15 protein-coding genes are annotated in these 19482 nt (G+C 41.9%); 13 read left to right on the plus strand and 2 right to left on the minus strand.

Features of this window, described 5'->3' with window-relative positions; genetic code table 11:
• Positions 1 to 95: 95 nt before the first annotated feature.
• Positions 96 to 1160: a tyrosine-type recombinase/integrase gene (locus T543_RS06490; RefSeq protein WP_035766944.1), complete on the minus strand. Its 1065-nt coding sequence runs from the start codon at positions 1158 to 1160 to the stop codon at positions 96 to 98.
• 281 nt (positions 1161 to 1441) lie between these two features.
• Here T543_RS06490 and T543_RS06495 point away from each other — a divergent pair, with 281 nt between their 5' ends.
• From T543_RS06495 to T543_RS06555, 13 genes are all read left to right on the plus strand, one after another.
• Positions 1442 to 2494, plus strand: a complete 1053-nt coding sequence (locus T543_RS06495; protein WP_035766956.1) for a LacI family DNA-binding transcriptional regulator — start codon at positions 1442 to 1444, stop codon at positions 2492 to 2494.
• An 82-nt stretch (positions 2495 to 2576) separates the two neighbouring features.
• Positions 2577 to 3485, plus strand: coding sequence for an ABC transporter permease subunit (locus T543_RS06500; protein ID WP_035766958.1), 909 nt, complete (start codon positions 2577 to 2579; stop codon positions 3483 to 3485).
• 13 nt (positions 3486 to 3498) lie between these two features.
• Positions 3499 to 4428: a carbohydrate ABC transporter permease gene (locus T543_RS06505; protein WP_081829977.1), complete on the plus strand. Its 930-nt coding sequence runs from the start codon at positions 3499 to 3501 to the stop codon at positions 4426 to 4428.
• Between the two features lie 159 nt (positions 4429 to 4587).
• On the plus strand, positions 4588 to 6411 hold the full coding sequence (locus tag T543_RS06510; protein ID WP_035766959.1) for a type 2 periplasmic-binding domain-containing protein: 1824 nt from the start codon (positions 4588 to 4590) through the stop codon (positions 6409 to 6411).
• A 307-nt stretch (positions 6412 to 6718) separates the two neighbouring features.
• Positions 6719 to 8719 carry a right-handed parallel beta-helix repeat-containing protein gene (locus T543_RS06515; RefSeq protein WP_035766960.1) on the plus strand — a complete coding sequence of 667 codons (2001 nt, stop codon included), beginning with the start codon at positions 6719 to 6721 and terminating at the stop codon, positions 8717 to 8719.
• A gap of 58 nt (positions 8720 to 8777) precedes the next feature.
• On the plus strand, positions 8778 to 10127 hold the full coding sequence (locus T543_RS06520) for an MATE family efflux transporter (protein ID WP_035766962.1): 1350 nt from the start codon (positions 8778 to 8780) through the stop codon (positions 10125 to 10127).
• 116 nt (positions 10128 to 10243) lie between these two features.
• Positions 10244 to 10942, plus strand: coding sequence for an ABC transporter ATP-binding protein (locus tag T543_RS06525; RefSeq protein ID WP_035766963.1), 699 nt, complete (start codon positions 10244 to 10246; stop codon positions 10940 to 10942).
• Positions 10943 to 10953: 11 nt separating this feature from the next.
• A complete protein-coding gene (locus tag T543_RS06530; RefSeq protein WP_035766965.1) occupies positions 10954 to 13275 on the plus strand; it encodes an ABC transporter permease in 2322 nt (773 codons plus the stop codon).
• Positions 13276 to 13376: 101 nt separating this feature from the next.
• Entirely contained in the window at positions 13377 to 15464 is a 2088-nt protein-coding gene (locus T543_RS06535) for an alpha/beta hydrolase family protein (RefSeq protein WP_051638598.1), read from the plus strand.
• Between the two features lie 208 nt (positions 15465 to 15672).
• Complete coding sequence (locus T543_RS06540) at positions 15673 to 15894, plus strand: hypothetical protein (protein WP_035766968.1); 222 nt, start codon at positions 15673 to 15675, stop codon at positions 15892 to 15894.
• A gap of 394 nt (positions 15895 to 16288) precedes the next feature.
• A complete protein-coding gene (locus T543_RS06545; RefSeq protein WP_035766970.1) occupies positions 16289 to 16735 on the plus strand; it encodes an Hsp20/alpha crystallin family protein in 447 nt (148 codons plus the stop codon).
• A 227-nt stretch (positions 16736 to 16962) separates the two neighbouring features.
• Positions 16963 to 17331 carry a hypothetical protein gene (locus T543_RS06550; RefSeq protein ID WP_035766973.1) on the plus strand — a complete coding sequence of 123 codons (369 nt, stop codon included), beginning with the start codon at positions 16963 to 16965 and terminating at the stop codon, positions 17329 to 17331.
• A 37-nt stretch (positions 17332 to 17368) separates the two neighbouring features.
• Positions 17369 to 18157 (plus strand): hypothetical protein, encoded by a 789-nt coding sequence (locus tag T543_RS06555; RefSeq protein ID WP_155843187.1) that lies wholly within the window; start codon positions 17369 to 17371, stop codon positions 18155 to 18157.
• 187 nt (positions 18158 to 18344) lie between these two features.
• Here the strand turns inward: T543_RS06555 and T543_RS06560 are convergent.
• Positions 18345 to 19482 (minus strand): IS4 family transposase (locus T543_RS06560; protein WP_035766978.1); only part of this gene is annotated, 1138 nt, incomplete at its 5' end.

Consider the following 19482-nt stretch of genomic DNA (forward strand, 5'->3'; position numbering starts at 1 on the left):
CCTTTTTTCAGCCATAAAAAAGTAGTAAGCTTACATAGGAGTAGTAAGAACAGATAATTGATCATCTTATAAGCATTCAGGAGGAATATATGTCTTTAATTGTTAGTGCGCCAGTTTCTTGACTCTATAACTGCCATTTCTTTATCGCTGGCTCTCGCGTAAATATTGGTTGCCGCAACGGATTTGTGCCCCATTCGCTGCTGAAGCACCAGAATATTTTTCTCAGCTTTATAGAATTCCATTGCAAAACTTGACCTGAGCTTATGGACACTTATATCGCTTCGGTGAAGTGATGCCTTCACATATTTTTTCAGCATCTGCTGAATTTCCCTTATGCTGAGTCTGTTTCCGTCAAGAGTCACAAACAGCGGAGTGCCTTCCTTGAAGCTTTCTCCCATGGACTCGCGAAGATCAAGGTAGTCTCTTAGATAGTTCTTGGATTCATCTGAGAAATAAACCTTAGTGTACTCGCGGCTTTTTTTGTGGCCTTTTCGCAGCGCTTTAACATAACACTCGCTTTTTTCCGGGTGATATGGATTGTCGAAAATGACCATATCGTCTATGTTTAGCGCCTGTAACTCTGAAATACGAAGGCCGGTATCAAGGAACAGGAACACGATAGCCAGATCGCGCTCTTTGTACTTTTCATGATACAAAAGCTGCCTCTTTGTGAGTCCGGTTCCGTTCTTTATACAATCAAGCAAAACCATCTGTTCATCCATTTTCAGGTAGGTTACGTAATCCGGCTGATCTATTCTGATGGACGAAGACCCTACAACCGGGTTGTATTCAAGTTTTCGTTCTGTATTTATCAGATACTCATAGAGTATGGATACGGATGTTCTTCGCCTTGCCAGAGTCTTGTCTTTAAGGTTTCTGCTTTCTGACATCCACTTGACGAAATTGTCTATGTCTAAGGGAGTTATCTGTTTTAAATCTTCCAAAGTCAGATCTTTTACCTCTTTATCCGGAAAATACGGGTAGTAATTTACCGCGTATTCAAAGAAATATTTCAGATCCCTTGCGTATGACAGCTTGGTCAGTACTGAATTGTTTACTGCACCAAAATAGAAATAGTTGCGCGTAAACGAAGGCAACGCATCAACTATTGCATATAACTTCTCTGTATTTGTTTTGGCATTCTGACTAATAATATCCATGTTCATATTTTACAATAAAAAACATTTGAATGGGTGAATTGTTTTAGTTTATTTGTGGTTTACAGGTGTTATTTTATTTTGGTGTAAACTAAATTTTTCAGATGCGAAAGTTTCCTTTGTGCAAAATGTACATAAAATAGCAAAAAACACCCCTGAAATATAAAATGTGACAAATAAAAATCTTGACAAAGCTATGCGCCGGTGGCTAATATGTATTTACAGGTTTAACGTTACACCTACAACATATGAAACTTGCATAACGAGAAGATGGGAGCCGGGGGATGGTTACACTTAAGGAAATTGCTGAGATTTGCAATGTTTCCGCTACCACAGTTTCCAATGTGGTCAACGGAAAGGCAAAAACCAGCGAGGAAACTAAGCAAAGAATCCTGGATGTCATTAAAGAAACCGGTTATAAACCTAATTATGTTGCAAAGGGACTGAGAGCAAGGCGCACAAGAACGATAGCCATTGTTGCGGAAGATATAGCGCAGTTTACATCACCTGCGATCATCGAGAGCATAATGGAGTATTGTGAAGAACGGAGATACAGAGTTACTGTCCACAATCTGAGACTTTACGACAGATGGGCAGATACCTGGTACAAGCAGGATGATGCTTATCACTCTGTACTTGATCCGGTGATCAAGGATGTGCTTGCATCGCAGGTTGACGGCATTATCTATCTTGCAGGTCATACCAGAGTGATCAGGATCTTTGAGGATAATTTTCCGGTGCCGGCAGTTATGTGCTACGCATTATCGGAATCAGCAAATGTTCCCTCTGTTGTCATAGAGGATGAACTTAGCGCGTTCGAGGTAACAACGCATCTGATAAATAGCGGACATAAGCGCATAGGCGTGATCGGGGGACGTTCAGAAAATATCCATACAGCACAGCGTCTTTTAGGCTATCAGAAAGCATTGTATGAAAATGGACTTTTATATGATCCAAAGCTTGTCTACTATGGGGACTGGTCGAGGGAATCAGGGTATGACGGAGCTAAGGAACTTCTAAAAGAGGGGATCAGCGCAATCTTTGCATTGTGCGACAAAATGGCCGGAGGTGCATACGACTATCTTGATGAATGCGGGATAAAGATAGGAGAGGAAATATCCGTCGCAGGATTCGATGATGAGAGTATTGCAGCGTATTTCAGACCTCAGCTTACGACAACGTCCCTTCCGCTTGCCAAAATCGGCAGAAAATCTGCAAAGCTTTTGCTGGACAGACTGGAAGACACCATGGAAGAAGAGGAAAGCGATCAGATAAGAGTTTACAGGATTCCATGCAGTATGGTCATTCGTAAGTCAGTATCTAAGTTAAAAAAATAGGAATTATTTACAGAAATTGGTTTATAAACAAGGGTTTTGTTTACCCATGTTGTTTAACGTTAAACCAATTGGGAGGTGTAACTTGTCAAAGAAAAGGGTTTATTCACTAAAACTATTCATGCTTGTCCTTCCGTTCATCATTTTGGTAATGCTTTTCTGTTATTACCCGCTTTACGGTTGGTTATATGCATTCTATGATTACAAACCACCAAAAACACTTGCAAATAGTGCATTTGTAGGATTTAAGTGGTTTCAGTCACTGGTAAGCAGTGATATTAAGATCAAACAAATTCTCCAGGTTTTAAAAAATACATTTGCAATGAGCGGTCTCACGCTTGGTACAAGCTGGCTGCCTATGCTGTTTGCAGTATTTCTCAATGAGATAAGAGGAGTTAAGTTCCGCAAATTCGTTCAGACAGTAACAACGCTTCCTAACTTTGTGAGCTGGGTTATGGTTTATTCCATAGCATTTTCACTTTTCAACAGCACAGGAATGATGAATTCACTGCTGATGAAGATGGGAGTTATAGAAGCTCCTATCCTTTTCCTTCAGTCATCTGAGCACGTGTGGTTTACACAGTGGTTGTGGCTTACATGGAAAAACCTTGGATGGGCAGCAATCATGTATATTGCAGCTATTTCAAGTATTGACGATGAGATGATCCAGGCCGCAAGAGTTGATGGTGCCACAAGAATGCAGATTATCTGGCACATTACAATTCCGAGCCTGTTACCTACTTATTTTGTTTTACTCGTACTCAATGTTGCCAACTTCCTTAACAACGGAATGGAGCAGTACTACGTATTCCAGAATGCCTTCAACAAGGATTACATCCAGGTTCTTGATCTGTATGTATACAACATGGCAATGGGAAGCGGCGGCTATTCCGTATCTGTTGCGATCAGTATGCTTAAGAGCCTTGTCAGTCTGGTCCTTTTGTTCATAGTCAATAAGGCATCCAAGCTGATCCGTGGCGAGAGTATTTTGTAATCGGAGGAAAGTTATGAGTAGTAAAGCAATGACACAAAACAGCAAGATGCACGTAAGTGCAGGGGATCGCGCAGTAGAAATTGTCTGCTACATAATTTTTTCGATAGCAGCTTTCCTGTGCCTGTATCCTTTCTATTACATAATTATCAACACAATTAGTGCAAACGACATAAGTGCGAGAGGCGATATCCTATTCCTGCCACAGCAGGTGCATTTTCACAACTATATATCTGCTTTCAGAATAGAGGGACTTCCCCAGGCATTTAAGATATCCCTGCTTAGAACGATTCTCGGAACAGCAGCCACAGTATTTGCTTCTGCTTTCCTTGGATTCATGTTCACTCAGGAAAAAATGTGGGCAAGAAAATTCTGGTACAGAGTAGTTGTTGCAACGATGTATTTCAATGCCGGAATCATTCCCTGGTATCTGGTTATGAAGACCATGCACCTTACAAACAACTTCTGGGGATATATTTTGCCGGCAATTGTTTCGCCTTTCAACCTGATTCTTACAAAAACCTTCGTTGAATCTGTTCCGAAGGAATTGCAGGAAGCAGCTGAGATGGATGGAGCAAATGTACTTACGGTATTTTTCAAGGTTATCATTCCTGTAATCAAGCCTATCATGGCAACAGTTGCTATTTTCTCGGCTGTTAGCCAGTGGAACGCATTTCAGGACACACTGCTTCTTATGACTGATACCAAGCTCTATCCTTTGCAGTTCGTGCTTTATCAGTACCTTAATCAGGCAAGCTCATTGGCATCACTTGCCCAGAGCACATCAAGCACACAGTCACTTGCAGCAGCTGCTGCTACAGCACAGACAACAACCAGTGTACGTATGACAATTACAGTTATCGTAGTACTTCCGATCATGCTTGTTTATCCGATCTTCCAGAAATACTTTGTAAAGGGAATCATGATCGGTGCAGTAAAGGGCTGAGAGGACTTGCCGAGGTTTTTTCGAGGCTAGTTCGAACGTGTTCCGGCGAGGGCTATAGCCCGAGAGCGGAACTTCCTTATGAAAAAGTCGAAACGAGAGCAGAATTTCTTAATTATGTTAAATACCCTTTAGGGGTTTATAAAAAAGGAGGAATGAAAAATGAAATTGAAGAAAGTATCTTCTCTGGCATTAACAGCTGTACTTGGTGCAAGTATGCTGGCCGGATGCGGAAGTGGTAGCGGTACCGAAGCAACAAGCGCAGGTACAGATACCCAGACAGAAACTACGGAAAGCACAGATGCTGCTGAAACAACAGAATCTACTGAAGAGGCAACAGATACTGCTGAAACAACTGAGAGCGGCGAAACAGCAGAAGCTCCGGCAGCTAATCACGATGAGACATATACCGTTGATTTTTATGATGTTGCAGCTAACTTCCAGGGCATTCAGCCCGGTTGGTATGGCAAGATCGTAAAAGACAAGTTCAATATGGATCTCAACATCATCGCACCTCAGGTTTCAGGTGATGGTGCAGCCCTTTATCAGACACGCTGCGCAGCAGGTGCACTTGGTGATCTCATCATCCTTGATAATGCTGACATGCAGGAATGTGTAGAGTCAGGACTTGTACATGATCTTACAGATGTTATTTCTCAGTATCCTAACCTGATGAAATATGAAAAGCAGATCAAGGAGTTCAATTCTATGATGGGTGACGGATCCAAGATCTATGCTATCCCGCTTGAGATGAACAACAATGGTCCTACAGAATACAAGCAGCTTCATGTTTACACATACCCTCGTATGGGATGGGATATGTACAACGAAGTAGGTGCTCCTGAGCTTAAGAACACAGATGATCTTCTTAACTGCTTAAAGGACATCCAGACAGCACATCCTACAAATGAAAATGGCGATCCCGCTTATGCTATCAGCATGTGGAAAGACTGGGACAGCCAGTACATGGAAAACGTTGCACAGCTTACAAAGTGGTATGGACAGGAAGTTAACGGATCAGTAATGATTGGTACTGACAATTCAATCGTTCCTCTTACAGATAAGGACGGCGCTTACTACAAGATGCTGAAATTCTTCTATCAGGCAAACCAGATGGGACTTGTAGATCCTGATTCAGCTACTCAGGACTGGAACGCAGTTGTTTCCAAGATGCAGGATAAGAGAGTTTATCTCTACTGGTACAGCTGGCAGTATGGTTTCTGGAACACACCTGCAAAGGGTGAAGAAGGCGTTAACTACGTTGAAATCCCTGTTGCTGATACAAACCTTTACCAGGCATCAGATACCTACTATGGCGACGGCCGCGTAATCGCAGTTGGTTCTCAGGTTAGCGATGAGAACTTTGCAAGACTTATGGAGTTCCTTGACTGGTACGCATCACCCGAGGGTGTTCAGATCCAGCATGCAGGTACAGAGGGACTTACATACACAGTTGAGAACGGCAAGTACACACTTACAGAAGACGGTCTTAACAGATTCTCCGCAGAAGTTGCTGTTCCTGAAGAAATGGGCGGCGGAAACTGGAACGATGGTAACAACCAGATCAACCAGTGGATCGTAGCTTCATGTGATATCAACCCTGATACAGGCGAACCTTATGCATCAGATATGTGGTCAACATCAATCGAGATGAACCAGACAAAGACAACCAAGGAATGGACTGAGAAGTTCGGCGCAGCTGATGACGTTGAATACTTAAAGAAGAACAACATGATGACAGTTGTTCCCAGCATCAACATCGCTCTTGCAATCGATACAACAGATATCAGCCTTATCCGTAAACAGTGCGGCGATATCATCAAGGATGCTTCCTGGAGAATGGTATTTGCTAAGGATGATGCAGATTTCGACGCTCAGTGGGATGACATGACATCTTCACTTGAAGGTCTTGGATGGGCAGATCTTGTAGCATTTGATACAGAAAAATATCAGCCTATGATCGATGCAAGAAAGGCAGCTCAGTAATAATTACTTAAGCGCCTTGTAGCCGCAAAAGTCGGCTTGGATATTTGCAAAAGACTTTGCACGATTTCCTATTTAAAAAATGACTTCCTTCCGGGGGACAATATCCTGTTTAAGGACCTGCCTCCCGGTTGGAAGTTTTCTTTTTTTACCGCAACAAAAAGTTAAAAGAATTAGTATTAATTGCCTTTAAAATGCACAATTATTGCGGAGTTTTAAAATGTTTTTGCATATTGTTGACACTAAAATTATGCAATCTTAAGATTTAAATTAATTGGAGTTTAGCATTATTTTATGGGAGGAAACAGCAATGATTTATTATGTTGATGCTAATGCTTTCCGTGATGGGGACGGAAGCAAAGAAACACCTTTTAAGCACATTGGGGATGCTGCAAAAATAGCCGGACCCGGCGACGAAGTCGTAGTAAAGAAAGGTATCTACAGAGAGAGAGTAGTTCCTGTAAATGCCGGTGAAGAAGACAACAGAATTGTGTATCGTTCTGAAGAGCCTCTCGGAGCTGTTATCACAGGCGCTGAGCTCATTACAGGATGGAAAAAAGTTAAGGGAACAATGTGGACAGCAAGGATTAAAAACACCATTTTCGGAGATTTTAATCCATATATTGAAAGAGTATACGGAGACTGGTATTTTTCACCGAAGATCCGCCATACAGGTGCTGTTTTCGTAAATGATCTCATGATGTACGAGACAGACTCCAGGAAGGAGTGTGAGGCAGGAAAACCCGATGAATTCGCATGGCATCCGGAAGAGGCAAAGTATCTCTGGTATACAGAGCAGGATGGAGATGAGACAGTATTTTTTGCCAATTTCCATGAACTTGATCCCAATAAGGAAAAGACAGAGATTGCAGTAAGAAGAAACTGCTTCATGCCTGATGAAAACGGAATCAACTACATTACTGTAAGTGGCTTTAACATCAATAAAGCAGCTACAACATGGGCCCCTCCGGCTGCTTATCAGGATGGTATGGTAGGCCCTCACTGGAGCAAAGGTTGGATCATAGAGGACTGTGAGATTAGCAACAGCAGATGCTGCGGTATTTCCCTCGGAAAATATCTTGATCCTGAAAACGACATGTATTTCACCAAAAAGCATGTTAAGAGTCCTACTCAGATGGAGAGAGATGCTGTTTGCCGCGGCCAGTATCATGGATGGCTTAAGGAAAACATCGGTCATCACATTATAAGACGCTGCAATGTTCATCACTGCGAGCAGACAGGTATTGTAGGACGTATGGGCGGTGTATTCTCAACTATTGAAGATTGCCACATCCATCATATCTGCAATTCACAGCAGCTTGGAGGTGCTGAGACAGCAGGAATCAAGCTTCACGCAGCTATAGACGTTACTATCAGAAGAAACCATATCCACAACTGCATCATGGGTGTATGGCTTGACTGGCAGGCACAGGGTGCGCGCGTAAGTCAGAACCTCATGCATGACAACAACAGACCTGAAGGCATTAAGCAGGCGCCCGGAGCTATGTTCAACACAGACGTATTCGTTGAAGTTGGACATGGACCGACTCTTATAGACAACAACCTGCTCCTTTCACCTGTTGCCATAACAATTCCTAGTGAAGGTATCGGTGTTGTTCACAACCTGCTCCTTGGAAGCTTCAGCCTTATCAATTCAGGCGTTGACAGTGTTGTAAACGGACAAAGAGAGCCCAGATTTACACCTTATCACATTCGCCACCGCACAGAAGTAGCAGGATTTATGACAATCCTCCACGGTGATGACAGAATTTACAACAATGTATTCGTTCAGCAGCACAAGATTACAGATAAGAAAAAGACTGCACAGGATGCTGACTACGAAGTAGTCGGAACAGCTCCTTTTGATATCTTCCCGACATATGAGGAATGGTCAGATCAGTTTGACTTCACCAAGAATCCCGATATGGGCAAGCTTGCAGAGGCTCACTTCGGTCACCTTCCTGTATGGGTTGACGGAAATGCCTACTTTGATGGCGCGACAGTTTATCATAAAGAAAAGAATAAGCTTGTCGACAAAAAATCAAAGATTTCCGTTACCGTTAAGGAGAAAAAGGGCGGCTGGTATGTAAAAACCAATTATTTTGATTGCCTAAAGGACTTCAGCTGCGATATATTAACAACTGAAACTCTTGGAAAGGCATTTGAGCCCGAACAATATTTTGAAAATCCTGACGGAACACCAATCTGCTTTGACAGCGACTACTTCGGAGGACACAGAGACCCCGGAGCTATCCCCGGACCTTTTGCAACAGGAAAAGGCGACAAGGAGATCCTTGTTTTTCCCGCATGAGTCACCGGGACGTAACAGATTGATTCAAAAGTTAGTTCGTAGCTCATGATCAGTAATAATGAGAGATCCATTAGCAGCTATAAGAAATGGTGAAAAACTAACAACAAAAAATGAGATAGGCCTTATTTTAAGACTAAGTCTGCCTGCTATACTTGCACAGATTTCGTCGATAATAATGCAGTATATAGATGCATCTATGGTAGGCCGCCTGGGAGCAAATTCCTCGGCCGCCATAGGGCTTGTTTCAAGTACAACATGGCTGATAGGCGGTATTATATCTGCTGTCAGCGTCGGATTTACAGTATGTGTCGCCCACAAGATCGGAGCAAAAGATGAAGAAGGGGCGAGAGTTATCGTAAAATGGGGACTTATCTGTTCCCTTGTATTTAGTCTGATTATTTCGGCTATCGCCGTATCTGTAAGCAGTTTCCTGCCTGCATGGATGGGTGGAGCGGTTGAAATAAGAAAAGAAGCTACGGCATATTTTCTTGTTTATGCGCTCACAGTTCCGGTTCAGGAAATGCTCTATGTTTCACAGGGAATGATCCAATCAGGAGGAAATATCCGCGTTCCAAGCATTCTAAGCGTGATCATGTGCGCTCTGGATGTGTTATTTAATGCGCTTCTTATCCCGGTACTGGGAGTAGTTGGCGCTGCTCTCGGAACATCCATATCTATATTCCTGATAGCAATGATCATGATGTATATCCTTTTGTTTAAATCTTCCATGCTCCGCATTTTCAGAAGAAAAATAAAGCGCAGGGTAAGATTCTCAGACTTTGCTCAAAATGAGCTCCCCAGAGCCCTTAGAATCGCAATTCCGGTTGCAATCGACAATATTATCATGGGATTTGCTTACGTTGCCTTTACGCGCATTATATCGCCATTTGGAACGGTATCGGTTGCGGCCAACTCATTTTCCATAACTGCGGAGAGTCTGTGCTATATGCCCGGCTATGGGATAGGTGTTGCTGCTACGACAGTCGTTGGGCAGTGTATCGGCGCAAGGAGGAAAGATCTGGGAAAAAGACTCGGATGGATCGCAGTTGCGCTCGGGATGGGAGTTATGAGCGCCAATGCTGTTCTTATGTGGATATTTGCACCTGTCATGATAGGGATTCTGAGCCCTGATGCTCAAATACGTGCGCTTGGCACCAGCATATTGAGGATAGAAGCTTTTGCTGAACCTTTGTATGGTGCTTCAATTGTAGCAGCCGGTGTGTTCAGAGGAGCGGGAGAAACAATGCTATCAAGTGTTCTCAACCTTCTTAGCGTGTGGATGGTAAGGATTCCTCTGGCTGCACTCCTTGGTTCGAAATACGGCCTTAAGGGAGCATGGATCGCAATGTGCACAGAACTATGTGTCAGAGGCATTTTGTTCCTGATAAGGCTTATCAAATGGAAATGATTCACCGGTGACTTCAATTTGACAATTTTTCGCAATAAGAATATCCTAGAGATTGAAGTTAGCGATTGCTAACTCTACGAAGCGTATGCTAACGCCTCGTAAGAATAGGAGGAAAAATGCAGCTTGAGTTACAAAATATAAAGAAATCCTTTGGAGAGGGCGACAGCCGCATAGAAGTCCTGAAGGATATAAGTCTTGGTATAGAAAAGGGAGAATTTGTAGTACTTCTTGGACCTTCCGGCTCCGGAAAATCCACACTTCTAAATATAATCGGCGGTATTGATAATGCCGATTCCGGCAAGATCATCATAAATGGCAAGCTTATGTCTGACATGGACGAAAAAGCGCTTACTGCCTACAGAAGAGATCATTTGGGATACATTTTTCAAATGTATAATCTGATACCCAACCTCACCGTCAGGGAAAACATAGAGGTTGGAGCATATCTTTCAAAGAAACCACTTAATATCGATGAAATAATAGACATTTTGGGACTTACAAATCATCAAAACAAGGTTCCAAGCCAGCTCTCGGGAGGACAGCAGCAGCGCTGCGCTATCGGAAGAGCAATTGTAAAAAATCCGGACATCCTTTTATGCGATGAACCTACCGGAGCTCTTGATTACAACACGTCCAAAGAGATACTTGCTTTGATAGAGCAGGTCAACCAAAAGTACGGCAACACAGTGATCATGGTAACGCATAATGATGCGATCAAGAACATGGCTGATTTTGTAGTCAAATTAAGAGACGGCGGGATCAGAAAGAGCTACAGAAATGAAGAGAAGATTGCAGCCAAAGAGCTTGACTGGTAAAGGAGCGGGCAATGAAAAATCCACTAAAGAAAAGGCTCCTCCGTGACCTTAGGGGAGACTTTGGAAAGTATTTTGTTATTTTTGTCCTGCTTGTATTGTCAATTGGTTTTGTGTCAGGATTTCTGGTTGCAGGCGAGAGCATGATAAAGGCCTACAACGATAGCTTTGATAAGTACACAATTGAAGATGGCAATTTCAGGACTGAGGATAAACTTACAGACTCAACAAAGGATAGGATTGAACGAAAAGATATCTCAATTTATGAGAATTTTTATGTAGAGAAAGCATTTGACAACGATACAACGATAAGGATCTATGCAAACAGGGAAGAAATCGATAAAGTCTGCGTAATGAAGGGACGGCTTCCGGAAAAGAAGAACGAGATAGCCATAGACAGAATGTATGCAGACAACAACGATCTGGCACCGGAAGATGTTATTACGTCTGATGGAACGACATATACGATTGTTGGACTTGTGGCTTTGTCAGACTACAGCGCTCTTTTTTACAATAACAACGATATGATGTTTGATGCATCTGCGTTCGGTGTGGCCGTTGTATCAAAAGAGCAGTTTGACGAATATGACAGCGACCTGCTCAGATATAATTACTCATTTTTATACCATCAAAAGCCAAAGGATGATATCGAGGAAAAAGAGGTTTCAGAAGAGCTTATGGAGACCATCTCCAAAAAGACTTCGCTTGAGAATTTTATCCCAAGGTATTTGAACCAGGCTATCAATTTTACAGGTGACGATATTGGCAGCGACAAGGCAATGATGGAAGTCCTCTTATGCATAATAATCATTATTGTGGCGTTTGTATTCGGAATAACAATAAACAACACGATACACAAGGAGTCCTGCGTTATAGGGACTCTGAGGGCGCTGGGATACACAAGAGGTGAGCTCATAAGGCACTATATGGCTATGCCGCTTATTGTGACGATAATATCCGCGATCATTGGAAATATACTTGGATATACGTATTTTAAGAACCTGTGCGTGGATATGTATTACGGAAGCTATTCTCTGCCTACCTATGTCACCGTATGGAGCGCGGATGCTTTTCTAAAGACAACGATTGTTCCCTTTATCATCATGCTTGTTGTGACTTATTTTATCCTAAGAAAAAAGCTCATGCTAAGTCCTCTCCATCTGATTCGCCGCAATCTCTCGGGAGAGAAGAGAAAAGCCGCAGTAAAGCTTAGCAGCCTTATCAGGTTTTTTGACAGGTTCAGGATCCGCATACTTATCCAGAATAAGAGCAGTTACATAATCCTCTTTATGGGACTTTTTTTTGCAAATATTCTTTTGTTTTTTGGAATGATGCTTCCGCCACTTCTTGTACATTTTCAGGGCATAGTTACTGACACAATGCTTGCAAAACACACATATCTTCTGCAAATACCTGCGGGGGCAGTGGATGATGATAATGAGATATCTGCAGCTCTTTCGTATGTTGTTTTGAGAGGAAAAATAAATACCAACAATCCCGATGCTGAGAAGATATCTGCCTGCAGCCTTAAAACGATAGGAGAGGGCGGCACCAAGGTTGAGGATGTGACGCTATATGGCATCCAGGAAAACAGCAGGTACATAGATGCTTCTTTTGATGACAAAACAGTTCTTATTTCATCTGCCTATGCGGATAAATACGGCTATGGAAAGGATTCCGTCATTACTTTAAAAGAGCCTTATGAGGACAGATACTACGGTTTTAAGGTTACCGGTGTCTATGACTACGATGGCGCAGTTGCGGTATTTATGAGCAAAAAGCATCTAAATGACGTAATGGGGCTTGATGAAGAGTTCTTCTCGGGATTTTTCTCAGATACTGAAATAACGGACATTGACAGCAAATATATTGGAACTGTAGTGGATGAGGAGTCTCTTACAAGGGTATCGAGACAGCTGATGATTTCTATGGGAAATCTAATGTACCTTGTGGACGGATTCTCAGTTATCATGTTCATTGTGCTGATATATCTTTTGTCCAAACTTATAATTGAGAGAAACGTCCAATCCATTTCAATGGTGAAGATACTGGGATATTCCAAAAAAGAGATCGCAATGCTCTACATTATACCGACTGCAATTGTGGTCATAGCTTCTTTTCTCATCTCTTATCCGATAGTATCCTGCGTGATGGTACAGATTTTCAGAATGATGCTAAAGCAGATGATGAGTGGCTGGATGGTTATCTGGCTTGACCCTGCAGCTTACGTTAAGATGTTTATCCTCGGAGTGGTGACCTATGCTGTGGTTGCAGTAATTGAATATCGCAGGATCGGACGAATCCCTATGAGCGAAGCCCTGAAGAATGTGGAATGAGCCACTGGGGACGTTGCAAATGACTGAAAACAAAGCTTCAATATCTTTGACGTTTCCCATATAATTAAAGCTTGGAGAGACCAAATACGGAGGAAAACTATATGGGAGATATAATGAAAAAAGTCGAAATAGGGGATATTTTAAAATACAAGTATCTCGAGAATGTTTTGTATAACCCAACGGGAAGCATTTTTGCTTACAACGTTGCATTGGCAGACGAAAAGAAAAATACCTACAAAAGAGATGTATGGGCCGTAAAGGATGGAAAGCCATTTCAGCTCACATCGACTTTGGAGGCATCAGTTTCTTTTTGGGAAAATGACGAGGAGCTGATCATAAACAGAAAAGCGCCTGAGGATGAAAAGTTTGAGGGAACGGAGCTTTATTCGATTTCTCTAGGAGGCGGTGAAGCAAAGCTCTGGGCAAAGCTTCCCGTTTCATTGGGGAATATCAAAAAAATATCAGAGGGGCTCTACGTTTCAACTGCTCAGATAGAGGAAAAAGACCCTGATGCATATCTTGACAGTGAAGAGGTAAGGACCAAAAAGAAGGAAGAGAAGAAGACAAATCTTGAAAGTGATTATGATGTTTTCACGGAAGTTCCTTATTGGGGTAACGGCAGCGGAGTGACTGAAGGAAAAAGGAATGCCCTTTTTATTATTAAAAGGATTGATAAGAATTCAGAAACCGGTTTTGAGCTTAAGAGGATAACTGACCCTGATTTTAATGTATATGACTTCAAATTAGACGGCAAAAAGATATATTTTACAGGTGCTAAAGCCTCTGTAATTCCGGACTTTTACTCTGATCTATTCACCCTTGATGTCGAAGATATGCAGATTGAAAGCATATATGACAGGCATGACATGGGAATTGAAAGCTTTGAGGTTATGGACGGAAAAGCGTATGTATTTGCACTGGATTATAAGACCTATGGTATAAATGAATCTCCATATTTGTTTAAGGTGCAGGATAACGAGCTTGTAAAAGTAGAGGAATATCATCCTTCGCATTCAAGAGGAAACAGTGTGCTGAGTGATGTTTCACTTGGAGGAGGAAGGCAGAACAAGCTTTTAAATGAAGATGGAAAGCCGGTATATTATACACTTTCAACTGTTGAAGATCATTCGGCCATTTCAAGGATCGATCTTGAGAGCGGTCTGGTGCAGCATGTGCTTGATCTATCAGGTTCAATTGTTTTCTTTGATATAGTGAAGGATACTTTTGCGCTGTGTTATATAGCAGGAGATAAGCTGCCTGAGATTTATACTGTTGACAAAAACAAGCTTGGGACAGTTGAAATAAACGATCAGTTTCACTATACTCCACCGCGCTATATTGAAGATATGAAGCAGATTACCGAGCATAACTGCGCACTGCTTGAGGATGTCTACGTAGCTGAGCCAAGGAGGATCGACTACAGATCTGAAGGCTTAGAGCTTCATGGATGGGTTCTTCTTCCGGAAAACTTTGATCAATCCAAAAAATATCCGGCTGTGCTTGATATCCATGGTGGTCCAAGATGCGTGTACGGAGAGGTCTTTTTCCATGAGATGCAGGTGTGGGCATCAAAAGGATTCGTGGTCATGTTCACCAATATCAAGGGAAGCGATGGTCGCGGAGATGAATTTGCTGATATCCGTGGTAACTACGGCGGCATAGATTTTAATAATCTCATGGACTTTGTTGATGCTGTCATTAAAGAATACCCTTCCATTGATGAGAGCAGAATTTGTGAGACCGGAGGTTCATATGGCGGATTTATGACTAACTGGATAGTTACTCATACAGATAGATTTTGCTGCGCGGCAAGCCAGAGGTCTATCTCTAACTGGGTTTCAATGTCTTACATCAGCGATATAGGGCCCTATTTTGGACCTGATCAGTGCGGCATAGCGTATGATGATTATTATGGAAAACTCGATGCTAAAAAGCTTTGGGATCATTCTCCATTAAAATATGTTGATGATGCCCGGACGCCTACACTTTTTCTTCACAGTGATGAGGATTACAGATGCCCTCTGCCTGAAGCTATGCAAATGATGCAGGCCATGACGGTAAGAGGCGTTGAAACCAGAATGATCGTTTTCCACGGAGAAAATCACGAACTTTCCAGAGGCGGAAAGCCTATGCACAGAATAAGACGATTAAACGAGATCACCGGCTGGTTTGAAAAACATATATCATAGATCCCTGTTTTCCTTCAGAAAAACGGGAATAGTATTGGACCCGCCCCTCGCTTTGCGAGGGGCGGGTCCTGCCTAAGTAGGATTCTTGCGAGCGATTTCCGCTATTGCCCGTAAGGAGTCATACCGCTAGCTGCAAGAGTTCTGGAGCGGCAAAAGCCCCAAGTAGCCAAGAAAACGCAGGGACTTGTTGCTTTTGAAGAATTCGAAGATGCGATGGCAGAAAGAATTCTTCATGTTGGAAGAGCGAAAAGCCCCAAGTAGGCATGAAATCGAGAGAACTTGTTGCTTTTGCGGTTTTGGAGCAGGCGTCAGGGAAGGGCAAAAGCCCCAAGTAGCCATGAAAACAAAGGGACTTGTTGCTTTTGAAGAATTCGAAGATGCGATAGCAGAAAGAATTCTTCATGTTGGAAGAGCAAAAAGCCCCAAGTAGGCATGAAATCGAGAGAACTTGTTGCTTTTGCGGTTTTGGAGCAGGCGTCAGGGAAGGGCAAAAGCCCCAAGTAGCCATAAAAATAAGGGGACTTGTTGCTTTTGATGAATTCGAAGCTGCGATGGCAGAATGAATTCCTCTTGTGACGAGTACGGAAAACCCCAAACACATAGGAAAAGGGAAGAAATGCTCCACAAGAATAAAAAATTTAAAAAAAAAATTAGCACTCTACTTGACAGAGTGCTAATTTGTGTTATACTAATAATAGAACAAAGGAACAGAGAAGACCGTTAGGACTTATGAATTCCTATGATCCAAAGAGTGGACTTGCTCCCTCCCTCCGTCCCAATGCTCAAGGGCAATAAATGTTTTTGATGCAAAGGAGGTAAGTATTATGTTAGCACCAAGTATTTTTGAAGAAAATCTTTTTGATAATCTGTTTAATTTCCCTGATTTCAGAGAACTGAATAACATGGAGCGCAAGCTCTATGGAAGACATGCCGACAGACTGATGAAGACTGATGTTAAGGAAGAAGACAACCAGTATGAGGTTGATGTCGATCTTCCCGGATTCGGTAAAGACGACATTAGTCTGGAATTAAATGATGGATATCTTACCATAAGCGCTTCCAAGGACATGAACAACGACAAGAGTGATAAGAAGGGCAAACTCATAAGGCAGGAGCGGTACTCCGGATCCATGCAGCGTAGCTTCTACGTTGGAGACCAGATCACAGAAGACGACGTCAAGGCATCCTTCAAACACGGTGTCCTCACACTGATGATTCCTAAAAAGGAACAGCCAAAGCTTCCTGAAAAGAAGCACATTCAGATAGCATAACTTCCTGCAGACAGAGCGGAAAGATAAGGCATCTTCTAATAATTTAAACTCCAAAGAAACCTCCCGGAAATGTGATAAAAATGCTCATATTTCCGGGAGGTTTCTTGGCGTTGAAGGTGTGGATTTCACCAAATGTGAAGAATAGTAGCATTTGGACTTGGTTGCAAGCGACATAGATTTTTGTGATATAATCAGTGATTGGGGAATTTTTTTAAGGAGGAAAATGTATGACAAAAAGAAATGTGGGATGGATCCTGGTTATAATTGGCCTATTCATGCTGTTCAAGATGGTAAGGGTATCGTCATTTGGATTCTATAGGATCGGAAGGGTGAGCACATCTGCAATAGTTCTGGTTCTTCTTATAATTTCAGCAATAGCGGTTGTAGTTAATAAAAACAAATTTACCTGGGGGTGCCTGGTGATGTCACTGATCCTTTTGGTAACAGCACTTGTACTTGGAACAGAGCTCTATTTTGCATATTCATCACTTACAGACATACTGCTTGTGTTTGTCCCCGTGGTGATTGGCACCGGACTCATTATAAAAAGCGCATTTGAAAAACATAATAGAAAAGTAGATAAGTACGGATATTAATTTACTAAGAATAACCAAGGAGGTTTTTATGAGAAATATGAAGAAATTATTAGGAATGACGGCTGCTCTTTTTGCCGCATTTGCAATCGCAGGTGGTATGAAGGCATCTGCAACAGAATATTCACTTAACGTGAATGAGGAAAAAGAGTTTTCAATAATAGGATCTGATGAGAATGTGATCGAGTTTAAGGCGCCTAAAAACGGTGCTTTCCATATCGAAGTGGTTCTTACTGACACAGTAAAAAATGGCAAATCAGAAAATTATGATAATATTTCGCTTACCACCAAGATGTCTTATAACTACAAGACAATGTGGAACCTCGGAAATATCAATAGAGATGCGGGATGGGTTAAATCACCTGAGTTTTGTCTTCCTGCAGGAAGTACAGTTTCACTTAATGTGAAGGGCAATTTCAATGATTGTACATTCAAATACAAGGTCAAAGTTGTTAACGATGGCGATAAGTACTTTGAGAAAGAAGACAATGGCTCAGCTAAGAAAGCTACTTCGATCAAGGTTAAGAAGACATATAGCGGAGTCATCAACGATAACGAGGATGTTGACTGGTTTGTATTTAAGGCTCCGAAAGCAGGAAAATATAAGTTTTCTGCTGTAAATACCGAGGATCACCACGGATGGACATCTTTTACCGGCTATAAGAGTAAAAATAAAGCAGACGGCAACTACGTAGGCATCTACAACGAGACTGGCTGGAAGAAGATCAAGACAGTATCTCTTAAGAAAGGCCAAAAGTACTATATAAAAGTTGCTCGCGGCTACAATAACAATGCTACATATAAACTCAAGGTGAAAAAGGTTAAATGAACCTGGGGGACGGGGTCAATGTCATTTAGATAGTTATTAAAGTAAGAATAGTGTATCATTAAAAGCATGATAATCACAAACACGATACAGCCAGTTCTCGGGTTTACGGTCAAAAATTCTATTTTTGAAAAAGGCAAACAGACAGTCTGCGGAGGCTGCCTACTGAAAGGTATTTAGTTGTTTTTGGTTATCGGTATGACAATGGTTTGGCCGATTGGCGACGCATGATTCTTTTGAATTTGCGTCCCGGTCGGACTGCCACCAAAAATTTATTCATCAGCTTTTCCAGATTGAGTATTCTTTCTATAAGGAAAAGTCTCACAAACTTCTGCATCTGCGTATGGTTAAAGTTATATGTATAAGCAGTCTTCGAAGTTTCTCTTTTGGTCATTGCTTTAGTGATACATGACGAGAAGTTATAAAGTGTCAGCTTTCCATATATTTCCTGTATTAAAAAGTCGGGTTTTATCGAGTGGATATGTACCATATTTCCTGCATACTTAAGATGACGGAACGCTGTTTCCTCGCCCCATCTAAGGTTATATAGGTCTTTGATCAGTTTTAATGGAAATTCATTTGAAGGAAGGTTTGTTGCGATATACTCCATTTTTCCGCTAGAGAGCGGGAATTTCAGCACTCGAAAGTTGAGAATATCTATATCGTCAGCGTTCGGAGCAATGAAATCATATCTGTGCCTTTTACGCACAAAATGGTAGTTTCCATACTTCCGGTTAGATTTTTTACGCCTTCTGCCAACATGAATAGAAATATCTTCATCGACATATGCTCCATCCATTATATGTGGCTGACTAGGGCATAGATTTAATGCATCAGTTTCTTTCATACGGAACAAAAACAATTGGTTATTACGAAGAGCATGCGCATAGTTGTTGAATGTGGCATATCCTCGATCGGCAATGTAGATTGTCTTACTACATAGCTTTGAATGTTTATCAAGGAATCTGCAGAAAGCACCATTTTCGTCCATTTCATTCATTCCTTGAATTTCAACATCAATGAATAAGTCGTTCAAGATATCGTAAAGAGCATTCATGTGAGCCTGATTAAAGCCTTTACGTCCTTCTATGTTATTGACCAAAGTACGGTGGTCAGAAGGATTGTAAGGAAGATTGAGCCGAGTACCATCGCAGGCAATAAGCCTGTAACCACGAAAAGTTTTTGTTACAGGGATTGTTCTATTAAACAGAAAAAACAATTCCTTGAAAGCCTCTTTTTTTATCTGGTTTCGGCGCTGGATCATAGCAGAAGGCAGCGGGAGATCTTCTTCTCCAAACAGATCAAGAAGCTCTGTTGCAACGTTATCA

Origin of the sequence: Butyrivibrio sp. NC2002 (genome assembly GCF_000702265.1) — a bacterium.
Lineage (GTDB): Bacteria > Bacillota > Clostridia > Lachnospirales > Lachnospiraceae > Butyrivibrio.